This is a genomic window from Rahnella inusitata, assembly GCF_003263515.1.
Taxonomy (GTDB): Bacteria; Pseudomonadota; Gammaproteobacteria; order Enterobacterales; family Enterobacteriaceae; genus Rahnella; species Rahnella inusitata.
On the sequence record NZ_JYDE01000011.1, the window covers coordinates 70,689 to 88,244 of the forward strand.

17 protein-coding genes are annotated in these 17,556 nt (G+C 54.6%); 14 read left to right on the forward strand and 3 right to left on the reverse strand.

Annotated elements, in window-relative coordinates:
- Positions 1-3: 3 nt before the first annotated feature.
- On the reverse strand, positions 4-282 hold the full coding sequence (locus tag TU92_RS06830; protein ID WP_112165564.1) for a DUF1145 family protein: 279 nt from the start codon (positions 280-282) through the stop codon (positions 4-6).
- A 1-nt stretch (position 283) separates the two neighbouring features.
- Complete coding sequence (gene rsmD / locus TU92_RS06835) at positions 284-895, reverse strand: 16S rRNA (guanine(966)-N(2))-methyltransferase (protein ID WP_112165566.1); 612 nt, start codon at positions 893-895, stop codon at positions 284-286.
- Between the two features lie 225 nt (positions 896-1,120).
- Here rsmD and ftsY point away from each other — a divergent pair, with 225 nt between their 5' ends.
- The 4 genes from ftsY (at position 1,121) to rpoH (ending at position 5,434) form a co-directional block, all read left to right on the forward strand.
- Complete coding sequence (gene ftsY, locus TU92_RS06840; RefSeq protein WP_112165568.1) at positions 1,121-2,599, forward strand: signal recognition particle-docking protein FtsY; 1,479 nt, start codon at positions 1,121-1,123, stop codon at positions 2,597-2,599.
- A gap of 5 nt (positions 2,600-2,604) precedes the next feature.
- Positions 2,605-3,267: a cell division ATP-binding protein FtsE gene (ftsE, locus tag TU92_RS06845; protein WP_112165570.1), complete on the forward strand. Its 663-nt coding sequence runs from the start codon at positions 2,605-2,607 to the stop codon at positions 3,265-3,267.
- Positions 3,267-4,247 (forward strand): permease-like cell division protein FtsX, encoded by a 981-nt coding sequence (gene ftsX / locus TU92_RS06850; protein WP_112165572.1) that lies wholly within the window; start codon positions 3,267-3,269, stop codon positions 4,245-4,247. The genes ftsE and ftsX overlap by 1 nt, the downstream gene beginning before the upstream one ends.
- A gap of 329 nt (positions 4,248-4,576) precedes the next feature.
- The gene (gene rpoH, locus TU92_RS06855; RefSeq protein ID WP_112165574.1) at positions 4,577-5,434 is read left to right on the forward strand and encodes an RNA polymerase sigma factor RpoH; all 858 of its coding nucleotides are present in this window, start codon (positions 4,577-4,579) and stop codon (positions 5,432-5,434) included.
- A 65-nt stretch (positions 5,435-5,499) separates the two neighbouring features.
- On the opposite strand, the gene panM is transcribed toward rpoH, so the two are convergent.
- Complete coding sequence (gene panM, locus TU92_RS06860) at positions 5,500-5,877, reverse strand: aspartate 1-decarboxylase autocleavage activator PanM (RefSeq protein ID WP_112165576.1); 378 nt, start codon at positions 5,875-5,877, stop codon at positions 5,500-5,502.
- A gap of 403 nt (positions 5,878-6,280) precedes the next feature.
- Here panM and TU92_RS06865 point away from each other — a divergent pair, with 403 nt between their 5' ends.
- The 10 genes from TU92_RS06865 to TU92_RS06910 all read left to right on the forward strand — a co-directional run bounded on the left by TU92_RS06865 (position 6,281) and on the right by TU92_RS06910 (position 17,556).
- Positions 6,281-7,393, forward strand: a complete 1,113-nt coding sequence (locus tag TU92_RS06865) for a branched-chain amino acid ABC transporter substrate-binding protein (protein ID WP_112165578.1) — start codon at positions 6,281-6,283, stop codon at positions 7,391-7,393.
- 160 nt (positions 7,394-7,553) lie between these two features.
- Positions 7,554-8,480 (forward strand): high-affinity branched-chain amino acid ABC transporter permease LivH, encoded by a 927-nt coding sequence (gene livH, locus TU92_RS06870; RefSeq protein ID WP_112165580.1) that lies wholly within the window; start codon positions 7,554-7,556, stop codon positions 8,478-8,480.
- Positions 8,477-9,766 (forward strand): high-affinity branched-chain amino acid ABC transporter permease LivM, encoded by a 1,290-nt coding sequence (locus tag TU92_RS06875; protein ID WP_112165582.1) that lies wholly within the window; start codon positions 8,477-8,479, stop codon positions 9,764-9,766. The genes livH and TU92_RS06875 overlap by 4 nt, the downstream gene beginning before the upstream one ends.
- Complete coding sequence (gene livG, locus TU92_RS06880) at positions 9,763-10,533, forward strand: high-affinity branched-chain amino acid ABC transporter ATP-binding protein LivG (protein WP_112165584.1); 771 nt, start codon at positions 9,763-9,765, stop codon at positions 10,531-10,533. Before TU92_RS06875 ends, livG begins: the two co-directional genes overlap by 4 nt.
- A gap of 13 nt (positions 10,534-10,546) precedes the next feature.
- Entirely contained in the window at positions 10,547-11,248 is a 702-nt protein-coding gene (livF, locus tag TU92_RS06885) for a high-affinity branched-chain amino acid ABC transporter ATP-binding protein LivF (RefSeq protein WP_112165585.1), read from the forward strand.
- Positions 11,249-11,790: 542 nt separating this feature from the next.
- Complete coding sequence (locus TU92_RS06890; protein ID WP_112165587.1) at positions 11,791-12,978, forward strand: aminotransferase-like domain-containing protein; 1,188 nt, start codon at positions 11,791-11,793, stop codon at positions 12,976-12,978.
- Between the two features lie 205 nt (positions 12,979-13,183).
- On the forward strand, positions 13,184-14,500 hold the full coding sequence (gene ugpB, locus TU92_RS06895) for a sn-glycerol-3-phosphate ABC transporter substrate-binding protein UgpB (protein WP_112165589.1): 1,317 nt from the start codon (positions 13,184-13,186) through the stop codon (positions 14,498-14,500).
- A gap of 246 nt (positions 14,501-14,746) precedes the next feature.
- Positions 14,747-15,634, forward strand: coding sequence for a sn-glycerol-3-phosphate ABC transporter permease UgpA (ugpA, locus tag TU92_RS06900; RefSeq protein WP_112165592.1), 888 nt, complete (start codon positions 14,747-14,749; stop codon positions 15,632-15,634).
- Positions 15,631-16,476, forward strand: a complete 846-nt coding sequence (gene ugpE, locus TU92_RS06905) for a sn-glycerol-3-phosphate ABC transporter permease UgpE (protein ID WP_112165594.1) — start codon at positions 15,631-15,633, stop codon at positions 16,474-16,476. Before ugpA ends, ugpE begins: the two co-directional genes overlap by 4 nt.
- Before the next feature lie 6 nt (positions 16,477-16,482).
- Entirely contained in the window at positions 16,483-17,556 is a 1,074-nt protein-coding gene (locus TU92_RS06910; protein ID WP_112165596.1) for a sn-glycerol-3-phosphate import ATP-binding protein UgpC, read from the forward strand.

Genomic DNA, 17,556 nt, shown 5'->3' on the forward strand with positions numbered 1-17,556 from the left:
AGATTACTTTTTGGTTGGCAGCGGCGGTTGTTTCTTCTGCCATGCCATCAGTTCAAACACGCCAAACAGAAAAATGCGCGTTTGCAGCCACGGGCCAATCGTATCTTTTTCTTTTCCCTGCGTGGCTTTAAGCAACATCACTTGCAAACCGTGCATGAAGAACATGAAGACAATCGCCACATCCAGAAAGTATTTGATCGGTTTCGGGAATGGATGAATCAGGTTAAATGCCAGAAACCCCCAAATACACAACATCAACAACCGACCAATATTGATCAACATCTTACTGCTCCTGTTCAGGTGAGCCGGTTTCAGGCGTCACATCGCGATGGTAAAGACGATAAGCAACTTGTCCGGCGACTTTCTCACGGTGTAACCGCCAGCTGGCGGGCACATCAAGTGTGTCGTGTTCGGCTTCCGTTTCGACGTAAATCCAGGCCTCATCAGCCAGCCACTGATTTTGCTCGAGCAAATTCAGTGTGTCTTGCAGAATGCCTTTGCGAAAAGGCGGATCGAGGAAAACCACGTCAAAGGCGCTTCCGGCTTTTGCCAGCCAGTTCAATGTATTGACGTTAAATACTTTCGCATCTTTGGCGTTTAGCAGCGCCAGGTTTTTCTCTAACTGTTGCGCAACCGGGCGTTCGAACTCCAGCAGGGTGGCGCTGGCGGCATAGCGTGACAACGCTTCCAGACCCAGCGCGCCGCTGCCTGCAAAACAGTCCAGACAATGTGCGCCCTGTAACACTGGCGCGAGCCAGTTAAACAGCGTTTCGCGCACGCGATCGGTGGTCGGGCGCAAACCCGGACTGTGTGGAACCGGAAGTTTACGTCCGCGCCAGAGTCCGCCAATAATTCGGATTTGGCCTGCGGCGGGAGTGTTGGGTTTCTTTGCCATAGTTCGCTTGTGTAATCCGAAGCCGTCGGCTTCGTTGCATATCGTTTGGAGGGCTATTCTACCGGTGTGCGGGGAATGGGCAAATGTTTAACATGGGCGATTGAAAAACCAGCGGAATTCAACACGCGGGCGTGTTGCCGGAAGGGGAAAGTGATAGACTGCCCGACTATAACCCTATTAATAATCCGTTCGCCAATCATTAGCGGCGAGGAGTGAAGTTGTAAAATGGCTAAAGATAAAAAACGCGGTTTCTTCTCCTGGTTTGGCCGTGGCCGTCAGGAAGAAGAGCAGCAGAAAGAAGAAACGCGCGAAGAGGTGCCGGTTGTCGAAGAACCCGGCGTTCCCGTTGAGCCGGAACCGATCGCCGAACCTGAGCCGGTTATCGAGCCTGAACCCCTGACAGAACCGGAACCCGATGTTGAGGAGCCTGCACGTTTAGAGGCCGCTGAGGAACTGGCAGAAGAAATTGTTCACATCACAGAACAGGTGGCGGCGCAGCAGGTCATTGAAGAATCTGCGGTTGCTGAACCTGTTGTTATTGAAGCGGAAATCGAAGAACCCATTATTGTTGATGCGCCGGTCGTTGATGAACCGGTGGTATTGGAAGAGCAGATCATTGAAGACGACTTCGTTGAGTCAGCGGCTGAAATCGCCGAAGACGCCCGCGAAGATTCCCTGGATGCGGTCGATGATAATGTCGTCGTTGAAAATGAGCCGCTGCCGGTCGCGATGGATCCTATCGTTGTGCTGCCTGCCGGGGAAACCGAGCAGGAACGCCCGACCAAAGAAGGTTTCTTTACCCGCCTGAAACGCAGCCTGGTGAAAACCAGGCAGAATCTTGGCTCGGGCTTTGTCGGCCTGTTCCGCGGTAAGAAAATCGACGACGATCTGTTCGAAGAGCTGGAAGAACAGCTGCTGATCGCCGACGTTGGTGTCGAAACGACGCGCAAAATCATCACTTCTCTTACTGAACACGCTTCCCGCAAGCAGCTTAAAGACGCCGATGCGCTTTACGGCAAGCTGAAGGAAGAAATGTCCGAAATTCTGTCAAAAGTAGAGCAGCCACTGGATGTCAGCGGAAAAACCCCGTATGTCATTCTGATGGTCGGCGTAAACGGCGTCGGGAAAACCACCACCATCGGTAAAATGGCGCGTCAGTTTGAAGCGCAGGGTAAATCGGTGATGCTGGCGGCGGGCGATACGTTTCGTGCGGCGGCGGTGGAGCAATTGCAGGTCTGGGGTCAGCGCAACAAGATCCCGGTGATTGCACAGCATACCGGCGCGGATTCAGCTTCCGTGATTTTCGATGCCATTCAGGCGGCCAAAGCCCGCGGTATCGACGTGTTGATCGCCGATACCGCGGGACGTCTGCAAAACAAAGCGCATCTGATGGAAGAGTTGAAGAAGATCGTCCGCGTGATGAAGAAACTCGACGAAGACGCGCCGCATGAGGTTATGCTGACGCTTGACGCCAGCACCGGCCAGAATGCGGTCAGTCAGGCCAAATTGTTTAACGAAGCAGTCGGGCTAACCGGCATTACGTTGACTAAACTGGACGGCACCGCAAAAGGCGGCGTGATATTCGCCATCGCCGATCAGTTCAGCATTCCGATTCGTTATATCGGGGTCGGCGAAGGTATCGAAGATTTGAGGCCGTTTAAGGCAGACGATTTTATTGAGGCACTTTTTGCCCGAGAGGATTAATACGGATGATTCGCTTTGAACAGGTCAGTAAAGCTTATCTGGGCGGACGACAGGCGCTTCAGGGCGTCAATTTTCACATCCAGCAAGCGGAAATGGCATTTCTGACCGGTCACTCTGGTGCGGGTAAAAGTACCCTGCTGAAGCTGATTTGCGGCATTGAGCGTCCGAGCGCCGGGCAGATTTTGTTTGGCGGCCACGACATCAGCCGCCTGAAATCCAGTGAAGTGCCGTTCCTGCGCCGTCAGATAGGGATGATCTTCCAGGATCACCATCTGCTAATGGATCGCACCGTGTACGACAACGTGGCGATGCCACTGATTATCGCCGGTGCCAGTACGGAAGACATTCGTCGCCGCGTATCGGCCGCGCTGGATAAAGTCGGGTTATTGGATAAAGCCAAAAACCTGCCGATCCAGCTGTCCGGTGGTGAGCAACAACGTGTGGGCATTGCCCGCGCGGTGGTCAACAAGCCTGCGGTGCTGCTGGCGGATGAACCGACCGGTAACCTTGACGGTGAACTGTCGGAAGGTATCTTGCGTTTATTCGAAGAATTTAACCGGGTTGGCGTCACCGTGCTGATGGCGACGCACGACGTGGGTCTGATTGCCCGTCGTAATTACCGCACGCTGACGCTGAGTCAGGGCCGGATGTCGGGAGGAGTGTACTAATGGCGAACAGTCCAAACCCGACGAAAACCGCAAAAAGCGCCCGCGCAGCGAAAAGTAAAGCGTTGCAAGGGGGCTGGCGTGAACAGTGGCGCTATGCGTGGATGAACGCGCTGGCGGACATGCTGCGTCAGCCGCTGGCCACGCTGCTTACGGTAATGGTGATTGCGATTTCCCTGACGCTGCCGAGCGTATGTTATCTGGTATGGAAAAACGTCAGTACGGCGGCCGAACAGTGGTACCCGACGCCACAGCTGACGGTGTATCTCGACAAAGCGCTGGATGACAACGCGGCCGAAAACGTGGTGAAAACCCTTAAAACCGAAGCGGGCGTCGATAAAGTCAACTATCTCTCCCGCGAGGAAGCGATGGGCGAATTCCGCAACTGGTCTGGCTTTGGCGGCGCGATGGATATGCTTGAGCAAAATCCGTTGCCTGCGGTGGCCATCATTACGCCGAAAATGAATTTCCAGGACTCTGCAACGCTCAACACCTTGCGCGATCGTGTGGCGGCTGTGCAGGGCGTGGATGAAGTGCGTATGGACGACAGCTGGTTTGCCCGTCTGGCGGCGCTAACCGGTCTGGTGGGGCAGATAGCCGCGATGATCGGCATCCTGATGGTGATCGCTGTGTTCCTTGTCATTGGTAACAGTGTGCGTCTGAGCATCTTCAGCCGCCGCGATACCATCAACGTCATGAAGCTGATAGGCGCGACCGACGGCTTCATTTTGCGGCCCTTCCTCAATGGGGGCGCGATGCTCGGGTTCACAGGCGCATTGCTGTCACTGGTACTCTCCGAAGTACTGGTGCTGCGCCTTGAGAGCGTGGTGACTCAGGTCGCACAGGTCTTCGGTACGACCTTTGACCTGCACGGGCTGGGCTGGGACGAAAGCCTGCTGCTGTTGCTGGTTTCCGCCATGATTGGATGGATCGCCGCCTGGCTGGCGACGGTGCAACATTTACGGCGATTTACACCACAGTAGTAAATTTTTGCTATAATCTCCCCCTGCTGCTCAAGAATCGTGTCACAGGGGGAGAGCTGCTTCACATCATTTCGCATCATCTTTTCCTGCTTTCCCCGCAATGGCACAAATTCACTATCCAATAGTCAGTCTGTCACTTAGAGTCTTCAGACTGTTGAAACCGTCCATGAACTTTATGTAAAATTCGTGGTCGAAGAGCAGCGAATATGAAGGGCTCGGCGTTGCTTTGTTGTGGTCACTTTTCGTTAAAAGCAGACCGGCAGCGAGGCGGTATCATCCCGCAGCAACGTGGTATAAAACCTGCATTACGTCATACATGAGAGGCTTGAATGACCAAAGAAATGCGCGCTTTAGCATTAGTACCCCAAGGTAGCCTGGAAGCCTATGTTCGGGCGGCCAATGCCTATCCTATGCTCACCGCAGAGGAAGAACGGGCGCTGGCTGAACGGCTGCATTACGACGGTGACCTGGAAGCGGCTAAACACCTGATCCTGTCTCACCTGCGCTTTGTTGCTCACATTGCCCGCAACTATTCAGGTTACGGTTTGCCACAGGCAGACCTTATCCAGGAAGGTAACATCGGCCTGATGAAAGCGGTTCGCCGTTTTAATCCGGAAGTCGGTGTGCGTCTGGTGTCCTTTGCGGTGCACTGGATCAAAGCAGAGATTCACGAATATGTGCTGCGTAACTGGCGCATCGTGAAAGTCGCGACTACGAAAGCACAGCGTAAGCTGTTCTTTAATCTGCGCAAAAACAAACAGCGTTTGGGCTGGTTCAGCCACGACGAAGTGGAGCACGTTGCCCGCGAATTGGGTGTGACCAGCAAAGATGTGCTGGAAATGGAATCGCGCATGGCCGCACAGGACATGACGTTCGACCCAACGCCGGATGACGAACCACGCGACGGCGCGGCGATGGCGCCGATGCTGTATTTGCAAGATAAGAGTTCTGACTTCGCAGAAAGCATCGAAGAAGATAACTGGGATCGTGACGCGACAGACAAGCTCTCTTCCGCGATGGAAGGTCTGGATGAACGTAGCCAGGATATCATTCGTGCGCGCTGGCTGGATGACGACAATAAATCCACTCTGCAGGAATTGGCCGATAAGTACGGCGTTTCAGCAGAACGTGTTCGTCAGCTGGAAAAGAACGCGATGAAGAAACTGCGCGTGGCGATCGAAGCCTGATAAGTGCGTTTCTGACGTGAAAAAGCGACCTTCGGGTCGCTTTTTTTATACCTGAAACCCAGACGTTATTTCTTCCAGACATTCCCTTCGCGTACAAACCTGCACGCCCGCATAAACGCATCCAGTACTCTTTCAGGTTCCGCCTTCATCTCCCAGCTGTTGATTTGAGGCAACTGTACCTGCGCATCTTCCATCAAATACAACCCGACGCCGCGACGGCGTGTCACTTCACGCACCAGCAGGTCACTGAGTTCGGCGTGTGTGCCGTTTAGCCGGATTTTCACTGCGCCCAGAATACGTTCGTTGAAGACGGCAGCGAATAACGCACGGTCCGGTTTCAGGCAGTTTTGCCAATCGCTTTCGGTTTGCTCAGGCCAGATTTTTGCCAGATCAATCAGGTCTTGTGCGCTGAGTGAAGTGAGTCTTTGGATAGTTAATTTCATGAGGCGGACAGGTCAGAAAATGGGAAAGCCAGTGTAGCGGAATCCACTAAAAACGGTGCGTAACTTTTTTTGTACAGTATCAAGTCGAAAACTTTTTTTCAGATCCCTGTATAAGCGATAAATGTTGGCTTTAATCAATAATGCCAGCGTTAACCACTGATTGTTTGAAAAGGAACCGCGTATTCGCCCAGATAAAATTCTGTTTACACCTCATATTTCTGATTGTGCTATTTGATTTGCAGAAGAAAATTCCTGTTTAATGATATGAATTATAAAGTCTTATTTGAAAATTAGACGAAATAAGCCGGTAACTCGTTATTACTTATACTAAATTTCTTAAGTGATGATGTTTTGAACAGGCAAAGAAAGAGCAAACCACAACACACATCAACGGGGTAATCGGATGAAAGTAACAAAGGGTAAGATCTGGCTGGCAGGGTGTATCGCGTTGGCAATGAGCCAGGCTGCGTTTGCAAAAGACATTAAAGTTGCCATCGTCGGCGCAATGTCAGGGCCGGTTGCCCAGTATGGCGATATGGAATTTACGGGCGCAAAACAAGCTATCGCTGATATCAACGCCAAAGGCGGCGTAAAAGGCGACAAACTGGTTGGCGTCGAATACGACGATGCGTGTGACCCGAAACAAGCCGTCGCCGTGGCGAACAAAGTGATCAACGACGGTATCCGTTACGTGATCGGCCATCTGTGTTCTTCTTCTACTCAGCCCGCTTCCGATATCTATGAAGACGAAGGCGTGCTGATGATTACGCCAGCCGCGACCAACGCGGATTTGACCACCCGTGGTTACAAAATGGTGATGCGCACCACCGGTCTGGATTCCGATCAGGGCCCGACGGCGGCGAAATACATCCTCGACACCATTAAGCCAAAACGTATTGCCGTTGTGCATGACAAACAACAGTACGGCGAAGGCCTTGCACGCTCTGTTCAGGACGCGCTGAAAAAAGGCGGCGGTAACGTCGTGCTGTTTGAAGGTGTGACCGCAGGCGACAAAGATTTCTCCACGCTGGTGGCACGTCTGAAGAAAGATAACGTCGACTTCGTGTACTTTGGCGGCTACTACCCGGAAATGGGCCAGATCCTGCGCCAGTCCAAACAGGCCGGTCTGAACGCCAAATTCATGGGGCCGGAAGGCGTGGGCAACTCCTCACTGTCTAACATCGCCGGTGATGCGTCTGAAGGGATGTTCGTTACCCTGCCAAAACGCTATGACCAGGTGCCGGCTAACCAGCCAATCGTTGATTCCCTGAAAGCCAAGAAACTGGATCCAACCGGTCCGTTCGTCTGGACGACTTACGCCGCATTGCAGGCGCTGACCACCGGTATGGAACGCAGTGGCAGCATGGAACCGGCAGACATTGCTAAAAACCTGAAATCAGCTTCAGTGGATACCGTCATGGGACCGCTGAGCTGGGATGAGAAGGGCGATCTGAAAGGATTCGAATTCGGTATTTTCGAATGGCATAAAGACGGCACGTCTACCCCTATCAAATAAAACCGCACCAAAGTGGTCCTCCGCTCCCTCCCTGTGAAGGGGAGGGCTGGGGTGGGGTATTAATGGCAACAGTGTTGTTTACTAAACTCCCTCCCAACCTCCCCTTCGCAGGGGGAGGAGTAGCACAAGTTATCAAACCCTTGATTTATAAGGATAGGGTATGTCAGAGCAGTTCCTCTATTTCACTCAGCAGATGTTCAACGGCGTAACGTTGGGCAGTACTTACGCGCTGATCGCCATCGGTTACACCATGGTTTACGGCATTATCGGCATGATCAACTTCGCCCACGGCGAGGTGTATATGATCGGCAGCTATGTCTCCTTTATCGTGATTGCCGCCCTGATGATGATGGGTATCGATGCCAGCTGGTTGCTGATCGGTGCCGGATTTATCGCGGCGATTGTGATTTCCAGTGCCTACGGCTGGAGTATTGAACGCGTGGCGTATAAGCCGGTGCGTAACTCCAAACGTCTGATCGCACTGATTTCCGCCATCGGGATGTCCATATTCTTACAAAACTATGTCAGCCTGACGCAGGGCTCGCGCGATCTCGCCTTACCGAGCCTGGTCACCGGCCAGTGGACGATCGGCGAAACTAACGGCTTCGCGGCGACCATCAGCACCATGCAGCTGATCATCTGGGTTGTGACCTTTATCGCCATGCTGGCACTGACGCTGTTCATTCGCTATTCGCGCATGGGCCGTGCCTGCCGCGCTTGCGCTGAAGATCTCAAAATGGCGAGCCTTCTTGGGATAAGCACAGACCGTGTGATCTCCCTGACGTTTGTTATCGGCGCTCTGATGGCGGCGGTGGCAGGTGTGCTGCTCGGTCAGTTCTATGGCGTAATTAACCCGTACATCGGTTTTATGGCCGGGATGAAAGCCTTCACCGCGGCGGTGCTTGGCGGTATCGGCAGCATTCCGGGCGCAATGATCGGCGGCCTGATCCTTGGCGTGGCCGAAGCGCTGACTTCCGCTTATCTGAGTACTGAATACAAAGACGTGGTCTCCTTCGCGCTTCTGATCGTCGTGTTACTGGTGTTGCCGACCGGTATTCTGGGCCGTCCGGAGGTAGAGAAAGTATGAAGCGCCTGAACCTCTTAAATGCGCTGGTCTCTGCGTTTGTCCTGCTGATTCTGGCGGCATTCATCATGGGGCTGCAACTGAGCCTCGACGGCACCAAACTGGTGGTGAACGGCGCGGGCGAAGTGCGCTGGACGTGGATCGCCATCGGCTGTGCGATTGTCTTTGTTTTCCAACTGTTCCGCCCGATGGTGAGCAGCGGTCTGAAGAAAGTCTCCGGGCCGGGCTGGGTTCTGCCGAGTTTTGACGGCTCGACGCCGAAACAAAAACTGCTGGCGCTGGTTCTGATCATCGCTGCTATCGCCTGGCCGTTTATCGTCTCGCGTGGCACGGTGGACATCGCCACGCTGACGCTCATCTACATCATGCTGGGTCTCGGTCTGAACGTCGTCGTGGGCTTATCGGGCCTGCTGGTGCTGGGCTACGGCGGTTTTTACGCCATCGGCGCCTACACCTACGCGCTGCTCAACCATTATTACGGCATTGGTTTCTGGGAGGCATTACCGCTGGCCGGGTTGGTCTCGGCGGCGTTTGGTTTCCTGCTCGGATTCCCGGTGCTGCGATTGCGAGGTGATTATCTGGCGATCGTGACGCTCGGTTTCGGCGAAATCGTGCGTATTCTGCTGCTTAATAACACCGAACTGACCGGCGGCCCGAACGGCATCAGCCAGATCCCCAAACCGACGCTGTTCGGACTGGAATTCAGCCGGACACCGCGCGACGGTGGCTGGGACACGTTCAGCAACTTCTTCGGCGTCGCCTATGACCCGAGCGACCGCATTATCTTCCTTTACATGGTCGCGCTGCTGCTGGTGGTCGCCACGCTGTTCATCATCAACCGTTTGCTGCGGATGCCGCTGGGCCGTGCGTGGGAAGCGCTGCGTGAAGATGAAATCGCCTGCCGCTCTCTTGGCCTGAATCCGACCCGCATCAAACTCACCGCGTTCACCATCAGCGCTGCGTTTGCCGGTTTCGCCGGTACGCTGTTTGCTGCACGTCAGGGCTTCGTCAGCCCGGAATCCTTTACCTTTGCGGAATCCGCTTTCGTGCTGGCTATCGTGGTGCTCGGCGGAATGGGCTCACAGTTTGCGGTCATCCTGGCGGCTATCCTGCTGGTAGTGTCGCGGGAGCTGATGCGTGATCTTAACGAATACAGCATGTTACTTCTCGGTGCTTTGATGGTGCTGATGATGATCTGGCGTCCGCAGGGCTTACTGCCGATGAAGCGCCCGCAGCTCAAACTGAAGCTGTCTAAAAAACAAATCGCCGATCAGGGGGAACAGGCATGAGCACGCAACCTCTGTTAGCCGTTGAAGGTCTGACGATGCGTTTTGGCGGCCTGCTGGCAGTCAATAACGTGGCGCTGAACCTTAATCAGGGCGAAATCGTTTCACTGATCGGCCCGAACGGTGCCGGTAAAACCACGGTGTTCAACTGCCTGACTGGTTTCTACAAACCGAGCGGCGGCACCATCAAACTACGCGAACAGCATCTTGAAGGATTGCCGGGGCAGAAAATTGCCCGTATGGGCGTCGTCAGGACATTCCAGCATGTGCGACTGTTCCGCGAAATGACGGTGATCGAAAACCTGCTGGTCGCCCAGCATCAGCATCTGAAAAGTGGCGTGCTGGCCGGTTTGTTCAAAACACCGGGCTTTCGCCGTGCCGAAGCTGATGCACTGGATCGCGCCGCCGACTGGCTGGAGCGCGTCGGTTTACTTGAGCTGGCGAACCGTCAGGCGGGTAATCTGGCGTACGGTCAGCAGCGTCGTCTGGAGATTGTTCGCTGCATGGTGACGCGTCCGGAAATCCTGATGCTCGATGAGCCTGCTGCCGGACTGAATCCGCGCGAAACCGAAGAGCTGAACCAGCTGATCGCCGAACTGCGTAACCAGCACAGCGTGTCGGTGTTGCTGATTGAGCACGATATGAAACTGGTGATGGGCATTTCCGACCGCATCTACGTGGTAAATCAGGGTACGCCGCTGGCGCAGGGCACACCGGCTGAAATTCGTAACAATCCGGATGTGATCCGTGCGTATCTTGGCGAAGGGTAAGGGACAGAACACGATGTTGTCATTCAATCAGGTATCCGCCCATTACGGCAAAATTCAGGCGCTGCACGAAGTCAGCCTGAGCATTAATAAAGGTGAAATCGTCACGCTGATCGGCGCGAACGGCGCGGGGAAAACCACGCTGCTCGGCAGTTTGTGTGGCGAACCGCGCGCGTCGCACGGCTCGATTATTTTCGAAGGGCAGGACATCACGCAGTGGCAGACCGCCAAAATCATGCGCGGCGATATCGCGATTGTGCCGGAAGGCCGTCGCGTATTCTCGCGGATGACGGTGGAAGAAAATCTGGCGATGGGCGGCTTCTTTGCCACTCGTGAACAGTTCCACTCGCGTCTGGAGCGCGTTTTCCAGCTGTTCCCGCGCCTGAAAGAGCGTCGCGTCCAGCGTTCCGGCACCATGTCCGGCGGTGAGCAACAGATGCTGGCGATTGGTCGTGCGCTAATGAGCCAGCCGCGTCTGCTGCTGCTCGATGAACCTTCACTCGGGCTTGCGCCGATCATCATTCAGCAGATTTTCGACACTATCCAGCAACTGCGCGAAGAGGGGATGACCATCTTCCTGGTGGAGCAAAACGCCAATCAGGCGCTGAAACTCGCCGATCGCGGTTATGTGCTGGAGAACGGTCATGTCGTGCTGGAAGACACCGGCGCGGCGTTGCTGGCCAACGAAGCGGTGCGCGCGGCGTATTTAGGCGCTTGATATTACAATAATAAATTTGAAACCAGTCTGGTTGGGCAGACTGGTTTTGAGTTACGTTAAGTTGGCGTAACACGGCGTGGCTCTATATATTTTACTCCGGGCAGGCCGCCATTTGCCCATACTTCCTCCGCATCGAAAAACTGCTGTTTATGGCCTGGTTCTGCGAGACAGGCGGCAATACCTTGTAGGTTCACCCCATGCTGTTTAAGCCAATATAATATACGGACAAAACTGCCCTTATCAGGACGGTAGTGTCCACTCTTACTTGTTATCGCAACCACCTTGCCATTATCTACGGCTATTTCTCCTGCAGATTGTACCGAAGGTTGCTGGCCGTGGTGGCGTGCTGGGAAATACGGATACCCGCTTTGCGGGTGAATGAAGCCGTATGCAGACCTATCTTGAGGCGTAAAATCCGGCGATAATCAGCTGCAGATCGCATCATTAAAAAATCGCACTGCAGGCGCTTTGCGGTTTTTATTTTTGGTTTAAATTACCCTACTTAACATCTCATTAAATTTTACGCATCATTTGGAGCAACAATGAACACAGAAGGTTTACTCGCCGCCCGTATGGTCAGGCTCAAAAGTTCAGCCATCCGGGAACTGCTCAAACATAGCAAAATGGAAGGCGTTATTTCGCTGGCGGGTGGCATTCCTTCTTCGGCGCTGTTTGATTTCGATGGCCTGCGTGAAGCCACGCAAAGGGCGATCACTGAACAGCCTGAGCACGCATTCCAGTACGGCCTGACGGAAGGCAGTCATACGCTGCGTGAGCGTATTGCTGAGCTGTGCGCAGAGCGCGGCGTGGTGGCCAGTGCTGACGATATCGTGGTCACCGCCGGTTCCCAGCAGGCGCTGGATCTGGTGATGCGTGCCGTCGTGAACCCGGATGATATTTTCGTGGTGGAACGCCCGACCTATCTGGCGGCGTTACAAACGCTGGAACTGGCCGAAGCGCAGATTCTTTCCGTCGGTTCTGACGGCGACGGCATGATTGTCGATGAACTGGCTGAGTTGCTGAAAACCCGCAAAATCAAAGGCGTCTATCTGGTGCCGACGTTCGGCAACCCGAGCGGCGTGACCCTGAGCCGTGCGCGTCGTGAGCAACTGGTGCAACTGGCGACTCAACATGAATTCCTGATTGTGGAAGATGATCCGTACGGCGAACTGCGTTTTACCGACGAACGCCAGCCGACGCTGTTTGAGCTGTCCAAAGCGCTCTACGGCAACGCCGAGAACATCATCTACACCTCGACGTTCTCCAAAATTCTGGCACCGGGCCTGCGTCTGGGCTGGGTGATCATGCCTGACTGGTTGCTGCATAAAGTGGCGATCATTAAACAGGCGGCAGATTTGCACGCCAGTGCGCTGTCGCAGTCGATAGCCGAATGCTATCTCGGCCTGGGGCGTCTGCCTGCGCAGATCGAAACCATCCGCGCTGCATATAAAAAGAAATGTGAAGTCATGGCTGAACTGCTGGAACGCGAGCTTGGCGACGTACTGACCTTTGAATATCCGAAAGGCGGGATGTTCCTGTGGGCGCGTTTTCGCGAGCCGCGTAACTGCGCCGAGTGGATGAAAAAGACGTTAGAGCAGGGCGTGGTGTTTGTGCCGGGCGAATTCTTCTATGCCGACAACCCGGATCACTCCACCTTCCGTCTGTCTTTTGCCACCGCGACCGAAGAGCAAATGCACGAGGCCGTTGCCCGCCTGAAACGCGCGCTGTAATCCCCCGCATTCTCTTCTCTGAGGCGCCCCGCTTATCCGGTGCGCCTTTTTTTTGCCATGTGTCCGTCACTTCCAGTTAACGCTTCTGTCACATCAATGTCATTTAACGGTTATTTTTCTGTCATTTAGCCGTGTCATGTTAGCTCCCGAATCAGAAAATCCTTACACCAACTGACATCACACCAGCCCTCTTCAGGAGACAAGCATGCTTAAGCACGCTGTTACAAAAACGACACTTTGCATCGCACTGGCATTCGCGTTCAGCACCCAGGCGATGGCGGTTACAGAGATTCCGTTCTGGCATTCCATGGACGGCGAGTTAGGCAAAGAAGTGAACTCTCTGGCCGACCGTTTTAACCAGACGCACCCGGATGTCAAAATCGTGCCTGTCTATAAAGGCAAATACGACGAAAGCCTGGCCGCAGGGATTGCCGCATACCGCACCGGTAACGCGCCCGCCATCTTGCAGGTTTATGAAGTCGGCACCGCCACCATGATGGCGAGTAAAGCCATCAAGCCTGTCTATGAAGTGTTCAGCGATGCCGGTCTGAAACAGGACGTCTCCCAGTTCGTGCCGACGGTATCCGGTTATTACTCCGACTCTAAAGGCCGTCTGCTGTCCCAGCCTTTCAACAGCTCCACGCCGGTGCTGTATTACAACAAAGATGCCTTTAAGAAAGCCGGTCTGAACCCGGATCAGCCACCTAAAACCTGGCAGGACATGGCCGTCTATACCCAGAAACTGCGTGAAGCGGGCATGAAGTGCGGTTATGCCAGCGGCTGGCAGGGTTGGATCCAGATTGAGAACTTCAGCGCCTGGCACGGTTTGCCGATCGCCTCTAAAAACAATGGCTTCGACGGCACTGAGGCGGTTCTGGAATTTAACAAACCAGAGCAAATCAAACATATTCAGATGCTTGAAGACATGAATAAAAAAGGTGACTTCACCTATTTTGGTCGTAAAGACGAGTCCACCGCCAAGTTCTATAACGGCGACTGCGCGATGACCACGGCGTCTTCCGGCTCACTGGCGGATATCCGTCAGTACTCCAAATTCAACTACGGCGTGGGCATGATGCCTTATGACGCGGATGTGAAGGGCGCGCCACAAAACGCCATCATCGGCGGCGCGAGCCTGTGGGTGATGAACGGTAAAGACAAAGGCACTTACAAAGGCGTCGCCGAATTCCTGCAATACCTGACCACCCCGGAAATCGCCGCCGAATGGCACCAGAAAACCGGCTATCTGCCTGTGACGACCGCCGCGTATGAGCTGACCAAAAAAGAAGGCTTCTACGAGAAGAACCCAGGTTCTGACGTCGCAACCCGCCAGATGCTGAACAAGCCACCGTTAGCGTTCACCAAAGGCCTGCGTCTGGGCAATATGCAGCAGATTCGTACGGTCGTGGACGAAGAGCTGGAAAGCGTGTGGAGCGGTAAGAAAACGGCGAAAGAAGCTTTAGACACTGCGGTACAACGCGGGGATCTTCTTCTGCGCCGCTTCGAGGCTTCGACGAAGTAATTTTTAGCCCCTTCTCCTGCGAAGGGGGTTGGGGTGGGATATTAATGGCAACTGTGAATCAGACGTTGTTTGCTAAACCCCCTCCCAACCTCCCCCTTCGCAGGGGGAGGAGCTAAATACAAAACCAGCTTGTTTTTCTCCCTCTCCTTCGCAGGGGAGGAGCTAAAAGCCAAATACAAAACTAACCTGGTTTGCACCCGCCCCTTCGCCAGGGAGGGAGCCTTTCAAATCAATGAGTAAACCATTATGAGTTCACACCGTCCCGGTTTTGGTTGCAGCTGGTTGCCTTACGCACTGGTGTTGCCGCAGCTGCTGATCACCGCGATATTTTTCCTGTGGCCTGCCGGTCAGGCGCTGTGGTATTCGGTGCAGACGCTGGATCCGTTCGGGTTATCCAGCCAGTTTGCTGGCATGACTAACTTCACGCAGCTGTTTGCGGATCCGTACTACCTCGAATCCTTCTACACCACGCTAAAATTCAGCTTTATGGTGGCGTTTATCGGGCTGGCAGTGTCGCTGTTTTTCGCCGCGCTGGTCGATCACGTCATTCGCGGCAGCCGTATTTATCAGACGCTGATGATCCTGCCTTACGCCGTCGCACCCGCCGTGGCTGCCGTCTTATGGATGTTTTTATTCAGCCCCGGCCTAGGCCTGATTTCGCATTTCCTGGCGTCGATCGGCTACAACTGGAACCACGCGCAAAACAGCGGACAGGCGATGTTCCTGGTGGTGCTGGCATCGGTCTGGAAGCAGGTCAGCTACAACTTCCTGTTCTTCCTCGCCGCGTTGCAGTCCATTCCCAAATCACTGGTGGAGGCCGCCGCGATTGATGGTGCAGGCCCGGTGCGGCGCTTCTTCAATCTGGTGCTGCCGCTGATTTCGCCGGTCAGTTTCTTCCTGCTGGTGGTGAATCTGGTGTACGCCTTCTTCGATACCTTCCCGGTGATCGATGCCGCGACCGGCGGTGGTCCGGTACAGGCGACCACCACGCTTATCTATAAAGTATACCGTGAAGGTTTCTCCGGTCTGGATCTCTCCAGCTCCGCCGCGCAGTCCGTTATTTTGATGATGCTGGTGATTGGCCTGACGTTCATTCAGTTCCGCTTCGTCGAGCGTAAGGTGCGTTACCAATGATTGAAAACCGCAGAGGGCTGGATATTTTCAGCCACATCATGCTGCTGCTCGGCGTGCTGGTGATCCTCTTCCCGCTGTACGTCGCGTTTGTCGCAGCGTCTCTGGATAACAAACAGATTTTTGACGTGCCGATGACGCTCATTCCCGGCTCGCATTTATGGGAAAACATCAGCGCTATCTGGACGCAGGGCGTCGGCAATAACAGTCCGGCATTCGGACGTCTGCTGATCAACAGCTTCATCATGGCGATCGTCATCACCGTCGGCAAAATCTCTGTCTCAATGCTCTCGGCATTCGCGATCGTCTATTTCCGCTTTCCGCTACGTAACCTGTTCTTCTGGCTTATTTTTATGACGCTGATGTTACCGGTGGAAGTGCGTATTTTCCCGACAGTACAGGTGATCGCTAATCTGCATATGCTCGACAGCTATACCGGCCTGACGCTGCCGCTGATGGCTTCGGCGACCGCGACGTTCCTGTTCCGCCAGTTCTTCATGACCCTGCCGGATGAGCTGCTGGAAGCCGCGCGTATCGACGGCGCGGGTGCGATGCGCTTTTTCTGGGACATCGTGCTGCCGCTGTCGAAAACTAACCTCGCGGCGTTGTTCGTCATCACCTTTATCTATGGCTGGAACCAGTATCTGTGGCCGATTCTGATCACCAGCGATGCCTCGATGGGCACGGCGGTAGCCGGGATTAAAAGCATGATCTCCTCAGGCGACGGCTCGACCCAATGGAATCAGGTGATGGCGGCCATGATCCTGACATTATTGCCACCGCTGGCGGTGGTGCTCCTGATGCAGCGCTGGTTTGTGCGCGGTCTGGTAGACAGTGAGAAGTAAACCGAAATGGCAAATTTGAAATTACAGGCAGTAACTAAGTCTTACGACGGCAAAAACCAGATTATCCAGAGTATCGATCTGGACGTCGCCGATGGAGAGTTCATCGTCATGGTCGGACCATCCGGTTGCGGGAAATCCACGCTGCTGCGCATGGTCGCCGGGCTGGAGCGCACTACCTCCGGCGATATCTACATCAACGACCAGCGCGTCACCGAGCTGGAACCCAAAGATCGCGGCATCGCGATGGTATTCCAGAACTACGCGCTGTATCCGCACATGACCGTGTTCGACAACATGGCCTATGGCCTGAAAATTCGCGGTTTCGGCAAAGCGCAGATCCTCGCGCGCGTTGAAGAAGCCGCGCGTATTCTTGAACTCGGCCCGCTGCTCAAACGCAAACCACGTGAACTTTCCGGCGGCCAGCGTCAGCGCGTAGCCATGGGGCGCGCTATCGTGCGTGAACCGGCAGTTTTCCTGTTCGACGAACCCTTGTCTAACCTTGACGCCAAACTGCGTGTACAGATGCGCCTCGAGCTGCAACAACTGCACCGCCGGCTGCGCACCACCAGCCTGTACGTGACGCACGATCAGGTCGAAGCCATGACCCTGGCCGAGCGGGTGATCGTGATGAACAAAGGCATCGCCGAGCAAATCGGCACACCGTCGGAAGTCTATCGCCGTCCGGCAAGCCTGTTCGTTGCCAGTTTTATCGGCTCACCGGCGATGAATTTGCTGCCCGGTCAGCTCGCCTCGGACGGCACGTCGCTGGTGATGGAAAACGGTTTCGAATTGCCGCTGCCAGTCCCGCGCCCGGAATGGGGCGGCCGCGAGCTTACCCTGGGCATTCGTCCGGAACATATTCAGCTGACAGAGGATCAACAAAGCGGGATCCCGATGGTACTCAATACGCTGGAGCTGCTGGGCGCGGATAACCTGGCGCACGGCAAACTGGCAGGCAGCGGCGTCGTGGTGCGCTTATCGCATGAAGTGTTCCCGACGGCGGGTTCGCTGTTACGCTTGGCTTTCCCGGCGAAAGCGTTACACTTTTTCGATACTCACAGCGGATTACGGATGGAATGA